Raw genomic sequence first — 14,741 nt, forward strand, 5'->3', positions numbered from 1 at the left:
ATCATAGACATCTATACATAGATATCTATATGGATGGAGGCGAGATGAACAGACGTCGGATATTGCAAACGGGCGCGGCCACGATTCTGATAGGTGGCAGCCTCTCCGCCTGTTCACGGCATTTGTCATCGACCCAGGTCTGGCGGGATCTACCACAAGGCTATGATGATCCGCGCATGACGGCGCTTGCCAGCGCAATCCTCGCGCCATCGCCGCATAATCGGCAGCCATGGTTGATCGAGCTTGATTCAAACGATGGCATGACGCTTTATCCCGACCTGTCTCGGCTCTTGCCGCAGACGGATCCATTGAATCGCCAAATTGTGATCGGGCTGGGTGCCTTCATTGAGGCTCTGTCATTGGCAGCGGCGGATCAAAGCCGATCGCTTGGCGTTGTCGCATTTCCAGATGGCGCCGCTGAGGTTGGACTCGATGACCGTCCGATCGCAAAGTTTGTCTTAGGGGCCGTCGGGTCCGCTCAGCCTGATAACTTGTTTGCCGCCTTGCGGAATCGCCGGACGAACCGAATTCCATTTGCCGATCGTCCAGTGCCGAATGAGACGCTCGCCGCTATCGGAAATGTTCTCGCGTCCTCGTCAACCCTATGGGGGGCGACGAGCAATGCGCCTCAAACCGCTGCGCTGCGCGGGCATTGTGACGCGGGCTGGATAATCGAGATGACAACCCCGCGCACCCATCTGGAGAGTGTATCGCTGACCCGTATTGGCGGAGCGGAAGTTGACGCGAATCCTGACGGTATCTCCCTGACTGGCCTCGGCATCGACCTCTATTCATCGCTCGGTCTGCTGACGCGCGACAAGATGAAAAACCCGGATGCGAGAGCCTTCAAAATGGCGAAGACATTCTATGCTGATCTGATCGACAGTGCGCGGTCTTTTGGTTGGCTGGTGACGTCAGATAATAGCCGTCAATCGCAGCTGGGTGCGGGGCGGGATTGGCTTCGCATCCATCTTGCCGCGACACAGGCTGGGATTGCGTTCCAGCCTTTTAGCCAGGTTTTGCAGGAATTCCCGGAAATGGCCGCACAGTTCTCAGCCGTCCATGAGCTACTATCCGTCGAAGCTCCGGCGCAGATCCAGGGCCTGTTCCGGCTTGGCTATGCGAAAAACCCTAAGCCATCTCCCCGCTGGCCGCTGCAGACTCGAGTCATTGAGGTTCCGGCATGAGTGACCGTATCGTCTCCGACGCCGGATTGCCGTCCGATCATGCAGCCTTCAAGGCCATGGTTGAAATCGAGATGATCGCCAAACTAGCGACGCGCACCTTTGATGGTCTGTTGCACTCCGGCATGACCCGGGCGCAGTTCGGTGTGCTCAACCGACTCGCGCGGCTGGACGCTCGCGAGACCATTAGCGAACTGGCTGACATATTTGGTGTGTCGCAACCGACCATGTCGTCGACGGTCAAGAAACTGCTCGATAAACGGCTCGTCCGAACTGAAGGATCAGCCTCCGATGGCCGCAGAAAGGTTGTCCGCCTGACAGAAGCGGGAACGGATTTACGCGGTCGTGTAACCCAAAGTCTTGAGCCGCTTTTCGCTGAGGTCGAAGCTCAGCACGACTTGCTGGATTGGGACGCTCTGCTTGATCAGTTGGCCCTTGTCAGGGCCGCGTTCGAAGCGCGGTAGCCTTCCGAGCCTAGGCATAGAGTGCGAAGAGTAGAATAGCCGCAAGACTGTTCCAGAACGCATGTGCAACGATGCAGGCTGTGAGCGTACGCCGCCATAGATAGAGCAGTGTCAGGGTTATGCCCCCATAAATGCCGCTATCGACGACCCCCGCCCAGCCTTGATAGCCGTGCAGCGCGGCAAACAGGACCACCGTTGCGATTGCCGCCGCGATCAAGGCCATACGACCCCCGCCTAATGTGCCTTTGAGTGTATTCAGGAAATGACCCCGGAAGAAAACTTCCTCAGTGGCGGCACCAGTCCATGCCAGAATTATGAACCCAACGACGCCCCATATTGTCGGGCCGATTTGGGCCAGATTAGTCGCTACGTCGGACCGTTCTGCACCGCCTGTGGCCGGGATGATGACGGTGAACTGAATGAGGGCGAATACCAATGCCACAGCGGCGCCGATCAACGCCTCTTTAGGCCAGCCGTCCAAACGTAGCCCGACATCGCGTAGTCGAAGCCTTGCGATGCGAAGCGCTAAGGCAATGGCCAGCAAGCCAAATATGATCTGGATAATTCCGATCCAGGCAAAGTCGAAACCGGCTAAGTCGCCCGGGAGAAAGACGCTCGGTATGACGTTTGAGCCAACGGCTACGGCGAGATAGAGGACAAGTCCGACCAGAAGCGCCGCGAGATAGCGGCCCCGGCCGACAGTCTTAGGGTTTTCGGCCATGATATCCTTGTCCTTGCGGTGTCGCTAACGTGTCATGCCTTCGGCTATTGCCAGTTCCTTCGTCAAGACCCGGCTCATATCCCCGTCGACATTGGCGAGTACGCGCGGGTCCATGACTTTGCGCCAGAGCGGCGGGACATAGGCGAGCAGATACATCATACCGTATCCGTACGGTAGGGTTGGCACATCGTCGAAGCTGCGCAGATATTGATAATGACGCGACGGATGCGCGTGATGGTCGCTATGCCGGGCGAGATTATAGCTGGTGATGTTGGTGACGAGGCTATTCGTGTTCCAGCTATGCTGTGGTCGCGCTGGGAGGTATTTTCCATCCGGGCGTTTGTCGCGCAGCAGACCATAATGGGCGAGATAGTTCTGGCTCGACAGGGCGGTCACGGAAATCACCATCGCGAGCAAAAGGTATGGTAGAACGCCGATCCCGAAAGTGGCAATCACAGCGCCCCAGATCACCAGTTGCAGCATGACGGTCTGGATCACTTCGTTCTTGAGCGACCATTTCGAATAGCCTTTTCGCGAGGCCCGCTTGCTTTCAATGCGCCAGCTGCGTTCCCACGCGCCGGGGATTTCGCGGGTCAGGAACGACCAATAGCTTTCGCCAAAGCGCGCTGTCGCGTGATCGCGTGGCGTCGACACATCGCTATGATGGCCCGTATTATGCTCAACCCGAAAGTGGCCGAGGAAGGAGGGGGCGAGCATGAGGAGCGCGACCCATTTGCTGACTTTGTCGGGCTTGTGACCGGTTTCGTGTGCGCTGTTGATCGCAAAGGTCAGACCCCACCCATGACCGATGCCCAAGCCTAGATATGTCCATATTGACCAGTCGAACGTCACCGCGGCCCAGGCACCGATGAGCCACGTCAGATAGATCAACGGCAGCAGCCCATGCACCATATAGCGATAGAAAAGAGACTGGTCCGCTTCATCTTCCATCAGGCCGAGAATGTCGTTTTTATCATCGCCAACAAAGTGGTCGAGGATCGGCATGAGCCCGAAGATGATCACAGTGGTCAGCCAGACCCATGCGGGCGTGTCGAATGTGATCGCGAGCCAAAGACCCAACAAAGGAAGGGTGGGGTAGGTCAAAGAGATTAGCCAGAGGTGGCGCTTAGGCGATGGGCGAGTATGCGTCGGGGCAGCGGCAGTCATGGTTTATCCTTATTGATAGGCTCATCAATAATATAATTGATAACCTTGTCAATAGCTGTGGCATTAGGCCGTCTTTCGTCTTCCCCATACGCCCGCGTCCTACCGGGCATCGGGGCCGCGGCCAATGTCGCGGGAGTGTCGAGTGACACGAGCGCGGACGCCACCCATCGACGGATGACAAAGGAAATACCGTTTTACGACAGACGAACGTCCGCGCGCTCGGTCGGCGCACCCGATCAAAAGCGTCGTGTCTACCGACGGCCCACCATGAGCACACGCCGGGAGGAAGTTAGACGAAGACTGCGCTTTCGACGCATCCCCGCCTGCCCCCTGCTTCGGAAGGGGCGCATCGGGCGGGTCTTACCGCTGCCGACTCGTTCGCGCTCCCGAACCATCATCAATCGCTTCGCCAGATGGAGCCATGCACGCCGCATAAGATCGCACACCGCCCAGCCTACCAAACCCCGCCAAACTCCCAAGGGAGTCTGTTCTTCCCGAAAGCTATGCACTCTCTCGTGTCCGGAGCGGGTGAGGATAAGAAACCATGGAAATGATAAGCGGGGATGGATTGGGGTCAGTTTCTTTGAACTCACCTCTCACCCCCGTCATCACCCGGTTTATCCGGGTGATCTATCACCTCTCATCCGGCGTAGATGGAATGTGGTTTATGTGCCTGCGGTGATCACGGCCACTTCACGACAGGAGGCATGGAACTCAGGATCGTTGCGACATTCCCGCCCGTTTTCAGACCGAAGGTCGTGCCCCGGTCCCAAAGTAGATTGAATTCGACATAGCGTCCGCGCAGGACCAGCTGTTCCTCACGTTCAGCGTCCGTCCACGGCTCATTCATACGGCCCCGCGCAATTGCGGAATAGGTCGACAGGAACGCTCGACCGACATCTTGTGTGAAGGCAAAATCATCGTCGAATGATCCGCTGTTCAAGCGGTCATAGAAAATACCGCCCGTCCCGCGCGGCTCGTCGCGGTGATGCAAATGGAAATATTCGTCGCACCAGTCCTTGTAGCGATCATAATCTGCAACGGGGTGTGCCTTGCAGGGGGCTTTCATCCCAGCATGAAACGCCTTGGCGTCGGGATTGTGTTGCGTACGCTGCTCGCTCAGCGTTGGTGTCAGATCGCCGCCGCCGCCGAACCAGTCCTGCGTCGTGACAATGTAGCGCGTATTCATATGTACGGCGGGCACGCGTGGATTGTGCATGTGCGCGATCAGCGAGACGCCTGCCGCCCAGAAACTTGGATCGTTTGACGCGCCCGGTGTCTTGGCCGCCATTTCTGGAGTGAACTCACCTTTGACGACACTAATATGGACGCCGCATTTTTCGAAAAAACGACCCCGCAGCATGCCACCGGTGCCGCCTCCGCCATTCTCAACCTTGCGCTGCCAATCTGTGTATTCAAATTGGCCTGGTTCACCGGGGTAAATATCGTCAGGGGCGTCGCGTTCAATCTGTTCGAACTCGGCGCAGATTTGGTCGCGTAGGGTCCGGAACCAGGCTGCTGCCCGTGTTTTGCGGTCGTCCATCATATTAGCCGACATCGGTGAAGTGCCCATGAATACAAAGCCAGTGGCCGTTTTCTTTTACGAAGATGCGGGTCGACTTGCCTTGGCTGGTAAAGCGCTCACCGGCCTTGGCACCAGTCGTGTAAATCCCGCTATCCGACCAATAATAGGTTATCCAAGCCGTATCGCCGCGCACCGTGACTTGCGGTTGATGCATGAAGGTCCGGACGTTTTTCACCCGGCCGAGGTAATCTGTATAGCTTGCGCGTTCGAGCGCTTTGCCCGTCTGCAGATAGATATCGCCTTCGCCGAATAGCGTATAATCGTCATGGATGTGGGTCAGGTAAGCGTCGACATCGCCGGCTTCGACGGCAGACCACATCGCGACGACACTATCCTTGATGGCTTGATGGTCAGCTGCGTCGTCGGCCCGGGCAGAGGCGGCACTCAACCCCAGAACCGCGCAGAAAAGGATTGTAAAGATAAGTCTCATGATTGGGCGGCTTTCATCTTGGCGAGCATCTCGCCCATTTGGCGGTGTACCATATTCACAGCTTTTAAAGGCCGGATCATGACCTTGAAATCAGTAATCAGGCCGTCTTCGTCGAATGTGATCATATCGATGCCATTGACCGCAATGCCGTCCATTTCAGTTTGGAACTCTAGCACCGCATGGGTGCCGTCCACGACCTCGCGTAAATATTTAAAACTGTCATTGCCGAGCGTTGAATTGGCCGCCCAGAGATAGGCGAAAGTTATCTGTTTGCCGCGCTGCGGCGTGTGCACGACCGGCGAGTGGAAAGTGACATCATCATGGAGCAAGGCGTTGAGCCCTGCTGGGGTCGGCGTGTCCGTATAAGCATGCCAACGGGCGATGGGGTGGGGTGTGCGATCTGTCATGAGACGCTCTTAGACAGGCCGTCCGTTTGGCGTAAAGCTTCGAACAATGCGATAGCCACACTATTAGACAGATTGAGTGACCGGCCTCTAATAGGGATAGAGACGCGTAAGTCGCACGCATCGTGAACACTCTGTGGTACCCCAGCGCTCTCATTCCCAAAAATCAAATGATCGCCCGCAGCGAATCGGAAGGCCTCCAGACTTTCCGTCCCGCCCGTTGTGAACAGAATATGCCGGGCAGGGGTCTCCGAATAAGATTCCCAATTCGGATGACGCGTCAGCGACACATCGCGCCCGTAATCCATCGCTGCGCGACGGACATCCTTCGTTGCTAAAGGGAAGCCGAGCGGCTCGATCACTGAAACTGGCACGTCAAAACAGGCTGCCGAGCGCAGAATATTGCCGAAGTTGGCCGCGATGCCGGGTTGGAAGAGGACGATTCGCATAATAGCCCGCATAGCAGCTCTCGCAGCGGGGCCTAGACAGGGCTCCAGTTGCAAGCCATTTGCAATCAACTGCATTCCACCTGTGGCGAAGTCACAAATTGCGTCGGATTGACGCCATTGTCGGCTGGTCATCGTGATTATATGACGTTAGAGAGCCCGCGCGAGGGGACCGTTGATCTGGTTCTTGCGCGCTATGGGATTGAATAGAGGTTGAACCGATGGCCGAGACTGGCTTGATCCATCACGACGATATCGTTGACGACGGTAAGCGCGATTTCATCTTTCTGGCGGCAGGTGCTGCGGGGGCTTTGGGCGCTGCGTCTATTGTCTGGCCGTTACTGGCGCAGATGGGCAAGGCGGCGGATACGCTGGCCTTGGGCTCGATTGATATTGATGTTGGCAAGATCGGCGAAGGTGAGCAGCTCAAAGTACTATGGCGCGGCGCGCCCGTCTTTGTTCGTCACCGTACGGCTGCGGAAATTGCTGAAGCTGAAGACGTAAATATCGATATTCTACCAGATCCCGCCACGGATGATTCCCGCCTTGTGCCGGGGCCCGACGGCAATCTGAAGCCACAATATCTGGTCATGGTCGGCGTTTGCACACACTTTGGGTGTGTGCCCGTCGGTGAAGCCGGCGATTATGATGGCTGGTACTGCCCATGCCATGGCAGCCATTACGATACGTCCGGACGTATTCGTAAGGGACCGGCACCGAGGAACCTCGTTGTGCCGCCTTACGCATATACTTCCGATACAGTCATCAAGGTCGGTTAACGGGCCAGAGAAGAGACAAGACGATGAGCGGACATTCCACTTACGAACCGAAATGGGCAGCGGCCCGCTGGATGGACCAGCGCTTGCCGATCGTGCGCATGGGCGCGGACTTCATCATGATGCCGACGCCGCGCAATCTGAACTATTGGTGGACCTTTGGCGGCATTCTGTTGCTCTGCTTGGTCATTCAAATTGTCACCGGCGTCATTCTGGGCATGCATTATGTGGCGCATGTCGACCATGCATTTGACTCCGTTCAGCGTATTCGCCGCGATGTGCCTTATGGCTGGTTGATGCAAAGCACCCACGCTGTTGGGGCCTCCATGTTCTTCCTTGCCGTCTATATGCACATGTTCAGGGGGCTATATTACGGCTCCTACAAAGCTCCGCGTGAGGTGCTCTGGATCATTGGCTGCCTGATCTATCTGGTAATGATGGCGACCGCCTTCCTTGGCTACACATTGCCTTGGGGTCAGATGTCCTTCTGGGGTGCGACTGTGATTACGGGCTTCTTTGGGGCCGTTCCAGTCGTTGGTGAAAGCCTGCAGCAATGGCTGCTGGGTGGTTATGCCGTCGATAATGCCACGCTGAACCGCTTCTACTCGCTACATTATCTTCTGCCCTTCATCATTGCCGCCCTATCGGGTCTGCATGTTTGGGCGCTGCATGTAACGGGGTCGTCTAACCCGATTGGCGTGTCCAATAAGGTCAAGACTGACACACTGCCCTTCCACCCGTATTTTACGGTGAAGGATATGTTCGCGGTGGCGGTCTTCCTGATGATCTTCGCCTTCTTCCTCTTCTATCTGCCGGATGCGCTTGGCCACGCTGACAACTACATCAAGGCTGACCCGCTTAAGACACCGCCGCACATTGTGCCCGAATGGTATTTCCTCCCATTCTACGCCATCCTGCGGGCTGTGCCGGACAAGCTGGCCGGGATCCTATTGATGATCGGTGCGATTGCTGTTCTGTTCGTGCTGCCTTGGTTGGATACATCGAAAGTCCGGTCCATGCGCTTCCGCCCAATCGCGCGCTGGTTCTTCTTCATCTTCGTCTTCTTCTGCTTCATCCTAGGTTGGTGCGGTGCGGAAACGCCGGATGATGAAGCCTTCCTCGGTCTGTCCTTCTACCGACTGAGCCAGATTTCGACGCTCTATTACTTCGCCTATTTCCTCGTGATCTTGCCGATCCTAGGATTAATTGAAGATCCGAAGGAGCGACCAGCTTCCATTACGCAGTCGATTCTCGACTATGGCGATAAGCCTGAACCCGAAAAGGTCCTCGCGCCCGCCGAATAGGCGCGCAGACCTCACCGACGAGAAAGCGGGAAAGACGCAAGACATGGCATTCAAAACTGTCAGAAACCTGATCATCGCCGGCGGCATTGCCGCGGCTTCGCTCACAGGCATCGCGATCGCAGCAGGCGGTAGCGGACCCGCCGACGGCTACAAGATGATCCACAAACATTGGCACTGGAGCGGTGTCACTGGATCCTATGATGTCGCGGCGATGCAGCGTGGCTATAATGTCTATGCGCAGGTTTGCCGTTCTTGCCACAATCTCGATCATCTCGCTTTCCGCCATCTTGGCGACAAAGGCGGTCCGTTCTACGACGAGTATTATAAGAACCCGAACGACAATCCGCTCGTGAAGAATATTGCCGCGGAATATGAAGTGATTGACGTCAATCCTGAAGACGGGTCGGAAGTGTCTCGTCCGGGTATTCCAGCCGATTATTTCCCGCCGATTTACCGTAACAATGCTGAAGCGGCCTACGTCAATAATGGTGCAGTACCACCCGATCTGTCCGTGATGGTCAAAGCGCGCAATAACGGCGCTGACTATATGTATAATCTTCTGCTGGCTTACAGCCATCCGCAACCGGAAGGCATCACGCTCAGCACGGGCCAATATTATAATCCCGTGATGGAAGGCTCCAAGATTGCCATGCCGCCACAGCTGCAACCGCAGGAAGGTGTGTTTGAATATCAAAGCGACACTGAAGGCCAGAACCCACCGGAAGCGACGATCGAACAGATGGCCGCTGACGTGACAGAATTCCTCGCCTGGTCAGCGGATCCTAAGCTGGCTGTACGTAAGGAAGCCGGCCTGATGTCGATGGTTTACCTGCTGATCCTATCGGTTCTGTTATGGCTGTCATACAAGCGTATCTGGCGCCGCTTGAAGCCCTCTGAGGGCTAGGCCGCGCGATATGTTTATGGAGAGCCCGCCCTTTGGCGGGCTTTTTCATGACCCCATTTCAAGCCAGCATTCACTGCATTTTGCACGGACCAGCCTAACCATATTCGCGGCTTGCAACCGTGCATGGCCGATCTAAACAGGTTATTGATCGGGCAGGTTGGTTTATCCGGCTTCAGCACGCGCATGATGGGAGCCATAATGGCCCGGACACGATTGACAGGGGTGCTTGCGACGATTGTTGCGGTTCTGATTGCTGCCGTGGCAGCGACAGCGCTCTATACATCTGTTAAATTCGCCGAGGCCGAACAAACGGCGCGCACAGCTATTCAAGAGGCAACGACTTATTCCAATGCCCTAGACCGCCTTAAGGATGCGGTGTTGGACGCGGAAACAGGTCAGCGTGGTTATCTACTGACCGGGGACCGTGAATATCTGCAGCCTTATCTGCGGGCTCAAAGACTGATTGAAGGCTTTCAGGATGAGGGGTGGGAAATCGCGGCGATGCGTGGCGGCGAAGATACCGAACTTCGTCGGCTTGTGAATAACAAGCTGACTGAGTTGGCTGAAACAATCCGTCTTTTTGATGCGGGCAACCCGCAGGCGGCCTTGACGATGATCCAAACGGATCGGGGTCAGGAAATGATGGCAGAGATCCGCCAAATGGTACGCGGTCGTCAGGCAGAGGCCAACGACCGTGCCCAGGTTGCCCGTCAGCGTGTCGAAAATTACAATGAGCGATCGGGTTTGGTGTCCAAACTGCTCGCTCTGCTCTTGGTTCTGGCTTCCGTGATGGGCGTATTTACGCTCTACCAGTGGTTCCGAATGCGACAGGTTGAGGAAGAGGTGGAAGAAGCCGTGGACACGGCCGAGCGGATCGAAGTCATTGCGCATGAGCTTGATCACCGCATGAAAAACCTGTTCGCGGTTGCACAAGGTATGTTGCGTCAAAGTGCGCGCGGACGCGGTGAGGCCGTCAAAGATTTTGCTGAGGAGGCCACATCGAGATTGCGCGCCATGTCTCATGCCTATTCCGCAACGCGTGAATTGGACGAAGCGCGATCTTTATCCAAATCGGTTATTATTGATCGTGTTGTGCGGTCTCAGTTGCTCGATCAACATCGCGTTGAGATTCAAGGAGAAGACGGTGATGTGTCGGACAAGGCGGTTTCGCCGCTCGCTCTGATCCTTCATGAATGGACAACAAACGCGTTGAAGTATGGCGCTTGGAAGCCGGATGCTGATCCTAACGGACTCTCAGACGTTCGGATCAGTTGGCGAACCACAGAGGGCGGTGACTACGAATTGCTCTGGGATGAACAGCATGAGCGCCGTGAAAACTCTATTCCGGAAGCGTCAGGTTATGGGTCTAAATTGATCAAAGCCTGTGCCGCGCAGCTTGGTGGAAAAGTTGACTATGACTGGCATAATAAGGGCGTTCGTATTCGGTTGATTGCCGATTCCAAACTTCTTTCTGTGTCCAGAGGCAGCCTCTCAGAGGCTAAAATTCCTTAGCGGTCACTATCGAAGCGGTAGCGCTTGCGCACGCCCACGGCTTCCGTCGGCACCCCGCCGACTGTCTTAGGTTGGAACCGGGTGCGAAGAGCGGCACGTTCAGCTTCCTGAATGAAATCATCTTCATACCGATCGGCGTAGACACTCACTAATTCGACCTCGTCGACACGACCGTCCGCGCCAATGGTAAGCGACAGGGTCACGACGGCATCGATGCCGCGGCGTTCGGCCCGACGCGGATATCGTGGTGTGACGTTACGCACCACCCGTGGCGCGATGACTTCGCCCGTCTCGGTGATGACTTCACCGGACTCGCCGTAAGTTTTATAACCGGGGCGGGGTAATGTTCGAAAGCGAACCCGGGAATTACGTCCCGACGGTCCTCCCATTAACTGACTGTCGGGCATACCCGCATAAGCCTCTGGATCGCGCGGTAGAGTTCTATCTGGTCGGGCGTCACCCTCTATATCGCGCTCTATATCTTGGAGTAGTGTTTCGATCTCCGCATCGCGGGCGCCAAGATAGCGCCCCCATTCGCGCTGATATGCATAAACGGCCAACCGTCGCTTGGCGATGTCCAGCCGTGGATCATAGGCCGTGGTGAGCGTATCCTGCCAATCGCGGTCGGCTTCCATATCGAGCACATCCAACTGCGCCCGGGCTGCACCTGACCGAGGATTATTTGTATGTTGGTTGAGAAAATCGGTCAGCCGCGCACGGCGCAAGGCGGCATCGCCTTCGCCCAAAGCTCTCAAATAGGCTTGGCGTGCTTCCGGCTCTGGTCCGATGGGCTCAGCGACGCCTGTGGACGATCCAGAACTCATGGCAAAGAGATAGGCCGAGATCAGAAAGATCGCACTCCCGGCCAGCCCGGCGGGCCAAAGCCAGGATCTAGGTTCGGTCAGTTCGTCGATTTCATCTTCAATCGGTTGATACACACCATCCTTATAGAGCGAATGCACCCCGTCGGTATAGACAGGATGCACGCACAGGCTCACAAGCTACCGCATGAGTCAGTCTAAGCCCGTCACGCCCCAATCTCACGTCGTTCTGGTCGATGGGTCCGGTTATATATTCCGGGCCTTTCACGCGCTGCCGCCCTTAACGCGCAAGAGAGACGGGCTACCGATTGGAGCGGTCGCGGGCTTTTCGAACATGTTGTTCAAAATGCTCAAGGATCAGAAAGATGAAAGCCGCCCGACGCATTTCGCGGTGATCTTCGACGCGAGCGGTCAGACCTTCCGCAACGACATTTACGATCTCTACAAGGCCAACCGGGGTGAGCCGCCAGAAGATCTTGTGCCGCAATTTCCGCTGACGCGCGATGCCAGCCGGGCCTTTGGAGCGCCTGCCGTCGAGATGACCGGCTTTGAGGCGGATGATCTGATTGCAACCTATGCCCGCCAAGCCGAAGCGCTCGGCGCGCGCGTGACGATCATCAGTTCGGACAAGGATTTGATGCAGCTGGTCAGTGACCGCGTGTCCATGCTCGACCCGATGAAGAACAAAACGATTGGCCCGAAAGAGGTCGAGGAGAAGTTCGGCGTCTCACCTGACAAGGTGATCGATGTGCAGAGCTTGGCCGGGGATTCGGTCGATAATGTTCCCGGTGTTCCCGGCATTGGCGTGAAGACAGCAGCGCTACTGCTCGATCAATATGGTGATCTTGAAACACTACTCGAACGGGCCGGTGAAATCCCGCAAAAGGGACGCCGCGAAAAACTACTTGAACATGCCGACATGGCGCGCGTTTCCAAAAAGTTGGTGACACTGAAATGCGATGTTGATGTCGACCCGGTTCTTGAAGATTTGGGCGTCACCGATCCAGATGTAGAACAGTTGTTCGATTTCCTCGAAGAAATGGGATTCCGGACGCTGACGGCGCGAGTGCGACAGGCTTTAGGTGAAGGCGTCACCGACGGCATTCGCGCGGATGACACCAAAGTCGAGGTGGCGTCCCCAGCTACCCGGGATCGCTATCCCAACACCGTCTTTGATCATACGAAATATGAATGCGTGCAAAGCGCGGATCGGCTTGCCCATTGGATCGCGCGTGCGTTTGAAACGGGTGTTGTGGCTGTCGATCTGGAGACGGATAGTCTCGATAGCCGCGCGGCAAATATGGTCGGCGTCTGTTTGGCGGTTGAAGATAATGAAGCCTGTTACGTGCCGTTAGCGCATACAGGTGGCGGCGACCTGCTGGGCGACGGGGCGCCCGAACAAATGGATATGGACCGCGCGCTCGAAATGCTCGCGCCCCTGCTGCATGACGCGTCCGTTTTGAAAGTCGGCCAGAATTTCAAATATGATCTCGGCGTGTTTAAACGCTATGATCTGAACCCAACGCCTTATGACGATACGATGTTGATCAGCTACGCGCTGCATAATGGCATTAATGGTCACGGCATGGACACGCTGTCCGAAACCCATTTCGCCCACAGCCCCGTGCCGTTCAAGGAAATTGCGGGGACCGGGAAAAACCAGAAGACGTTTGATCAGATCGGGCTTGAGGAGGCGACGCGCTATGCGGCCGAAGATGCGGATGTGACGCTCCGTCTCTGGAAATATCTGAAGCCCAAACTGGCGACGTCGCAAGTGACCCGCGTCTATGAAGCCATCGACCGCGATATGCCGCATGTTGTCGCCAAGATGGAAAATGAAGGGATTAAAGTCGATCGCGCCGAACTCGCGCGTTTATCATCCTATTTTTCGCAGAAGATGGCAGGATTGGAAGCTGAAGCGCATGAAATCGCCGAAGGTCCGTTCAATCTTGGTAGTCCTAAACAGGTTGGTGAAATTCTCTTCGATAAGATGGGACTGGAAGGCGGCAAGAAAACCAAGACCGGCGCTTGGCAAACGGGCGTCGATATTCTTGAGGATTTGGCCGATAATGGCGAGCCACTGCCGCGCACGATCCTGAATTGGCGGCAATTCTCGAAGCTTAAAAGTACCTATACCGACGCGCTACAGGCTCAGATCAACCCTGAGACGGAACGCGTGCATACGAGCTTTAGTCTCGCCGCGACGACAACGGGTCGGCTCAGCTCTAGTGACCCGAACCTGCAAAACATCCCGATCCGGACGGAAGAAGGCCGCAAAATCCGCGATGCCTTCATCGCCGAAGCTGGGCATGTTCTGGTCGCGGCTGACTATTCTCAGATCGAGCTGCGGCTACTCGCCCACATGGCGGATCTGCCGACCATGAAGCAGGCTTTTGCGGACGGCGTCGACATTCATGCGCTCACGGCGTCAGAGATGTTCGGTGTCAAGCTGGCCGATATGACGCCCGATATTCGGCGTCAGGCCAAGGCGATTAATTTCGGGATCATCTACGGCATTTCTGCCTTTGGTCTGGCTAAGAATACGGGCGTGGACCGCGGCACAGCGGCCGAATTCATCAAGACCTATTTCGAAAAATTCCCCGGCATTCGCGCCTATATGGACGCAACCAAGGCTGAGGCGAAAGAGCGAGGCTATGTCAGCACCCTGTTCGGACGGAAATGCCACATTGCCGGTATTCGCGAACGCAACCCACAGCGCCGGGCTTTTGCCGAACGTCAGGCGATTAACGCGCCGATCCAAGGCACAGCCGCCGATATTATGCGCCGCGCTATGATCAAAATGCCGGACGCCATCGCGTCGGTCGAAGGCGCACGAATGCTGCTACAAGTTCATGATGAACTCGTGTTTGAAGTGCCAGAAGATCGGGCGGACGCGCTGATTTCGACCGTGAAGACGACAATGGAACACGCTCACGAACCGGCGATCACGCTCAGTGTGCCGATTGATGTCGAAGCCCAAGCGGCGACGAACTGGAATGACGCTCACTAACGATTGCCAGCGA

At 56.2% G+C, this 14,741-nt stretch carries 14 protein-coding genes; 7 read left to right on the top strand and 7 right to left on the bottom strand.

The window, feature by feature from the left end; translation table 11 throughout:
- The first annotated feature begins 44 nt into the window (after positions 1-44).
- Complete coding sequence (locus QQL54_RS00870; RefSeq protein ID WP_284386623.1) at positions 45-1,187, top strand: Acg family FMN-binding oxidoreductase; 1,143 nt, start codon at positions 45-47, stop codon at positions 1,185-1,187.
- Entirely contained in the window at positions 1,184-1,648 is a 465-nt protein-coding gene (locus QQL54_RS00875) for a MarR family winged helix-turn-helix transcriptional regulator (protein WP_284386624.1), read from the top strand. Before QQL54_RS00870 ends, QQL54_RS00875 begins: the two co-directional genes overlap by 4 nt.
- Positions 1,649-1,658: 10 nt before the next feature.
- On the opposite strand, the gene QQL54_RS00880 is transcribed toward QQL54_RS00875, so the two are convergent.
- The 6 genes from QQL54_RS00880 to QQL54_RS00905 all read right to left on the bottom strand — a co-directional run bounded on the left by QQL54_RS00880 (position 1,659) and on the right by QQL54_RS00905 (position 6,536).
- On the bottom strand, positions 1,659-2,369 hold the full coding sequence (locus QQL54_RS00880) for a CPBP family intramembrane glutamic endopeptidase (protein ID WP_284386625.1): 711 nt from the start codon (positions 2,367-2,369) through the stop codon (positions 1,659-1,661).
- A 24-nt stretch (positions 2,370-2,393) separates the two neighbouring features.
- Entirely contained in the window at positions 2,394-3,536 is a 1,143-nt protein-coding gene (locus QQL54_RS00885) for an alkane 1-monooxygenase (protein WP_284386626.1), read from the bottom strand.
- 682 nt (positions 3,537-4,218) lie between these two features.
- Positions 4,219-5,094 (bottom strand): oxygen-dependent coproporphyrinogen oxidase, encoded by an 876-nt coding sequence (hemF, locus tag QQL54_RS00890; RefSeq protein ID WP_348520690.1) that lies wholly within the window; start codon positions 5,092-5,094, stop codon positions 4,219-4,221.
- Complete coding sequence (locus QQL54_RS00895) at positions 5,084-5,551, bottom strand: YybH family protein (protein ID WP_284386628.1); 468 nt, start codon at positions 5,549-5,551, stop codon at positions 5,084-5,086. The genes hemF and QQL54_RS00895 overlap by 11 nt, the downstream gene beginning before the upstream one ends.
- A complete protein-coding gene (locus tag QQL54_RS00900) occupies positions 5,548-5,958 on the bottom strand; it encodes a nuclear transport factor 2 family protein (RefSeq protein ID WP_284386629.1) in 411 nt (136 codons plus the stop codon). Before QQL54_RS00900 ends, QQL54_RS00895 begins: the two co-directional genes overlap by 4 nt.
- Positions 5,955-6,536 (bottom strand): tRNA (cytidine(34)-2'-O)-methyltransferase, encoded by a 582-nt coding sequence (locus QQL54_RS00905; RefSeq protein ID WP_284386630.1) that lies wholly within the window; start codon positions 6,534-6,536, stop codon positions 5,955-5,957. Before QQL54_RS00905 ends, QQL54_RS00900 begins: the two co-directional genes overlap by 4 nt.
- An 86-nt stretch (positions 6,537-6,622) precedes the next feature.
- Here QQL54_RS00905 and petA point away from each other — a divergent pair, with 86 nt between their 5' ends.
- The 4 genes from petA to QQL54_RS00925 all read left to right on the top strand — a co-directional run bounded on the left by petA (position 6,623) and on the right by QQL54_RS00925 (position 10,897).
- A complete protein-coding gene (gene petA, locus QQL54_RS00910) occupies positions 6,623-7,180 on the top strand; it encodes a ubiquinol-cytochrome c reductase iron-sulfur subunit (protein ID WP_284386631.1) in 558 nt (185 codons plus the stop codon).
- Between the two features lie 23 nt (positions 7,181-7,203).
- Positions 7,204-8,481: a cytochrome b gene (locus QQL54_RS00915; RefSeq protein WP_284386632.1), complete on the top strand. Its 1,278-nt coding sequence runs from the start codon at positions 7,204-7,206 to the stop codon at positions 8,479-8,481.
- Between the two features lie 43 nt (positions 8,482-8,524).
- On the top strand, positions 8,525-9,385 hold the full coding sequence (locus QQL54_RS00920) for a cytochrome c1 (protein ID WP_284386633.1): 861 nt from the start codon (positions 8,525-8,527) through the stop codon (positions 9,383-9,385).
- 123 nt (positions 9,386-9,508) lie between these two features.
- Entirely contained in the window at positions 9,509-10,897 is a 1,389-nt protein-coding gene (locus QQL54_RS00925) for a sensor histidine kinase (RefSeq protein ID WP_284386634.1), read from the top strand.
- Here QQL54_RS00925 and QQL54_RS00930 read toward each other — a convergent pair.
- Positions 10,894-11,895, bottom strand: a complete 1,002-nt coding sequence (locus tag QQL54_RS00930; protein WP_284386635.1) for an energy transducer TonB — start codon at positions 11,893-11,895, stop codon at positions 10,894-10,896. The genes QQL54_RS00925 and QQL54_RS00930 overlap by 4 nt on opposite strands.
- A gap of 10 nt (positions 11,896-11,905) precedes the next feature.
- On the opposite strand from QQL54_RS00930, the gene polA reads away from it, so the two are divergent.
- On the top strand, positions 11,906-14,728 hold the full coding sequence (gene polA / locus QQL54_RS00935; RefSeq protein ID WP_284386636.1) for a DNA polymerase I: 2,823 nt from the start codon (positions 11,906-11,908) through the stop codon (positions 14,726-14,728).
- Positions 14,729-14,741 lie beyond the last annotated feature (13 nt).

The sequence above is a fragment of the Algimonas ampicilliniresistens genome (genome assembly GCF_030159955.1).
Lineage (GTDB): Bacteria > Pseudomonadota > Alphaproteobacteria > Caulobacterales > Maricaulaceae > Litorimonas > Litorimonas ampicilliniresistens.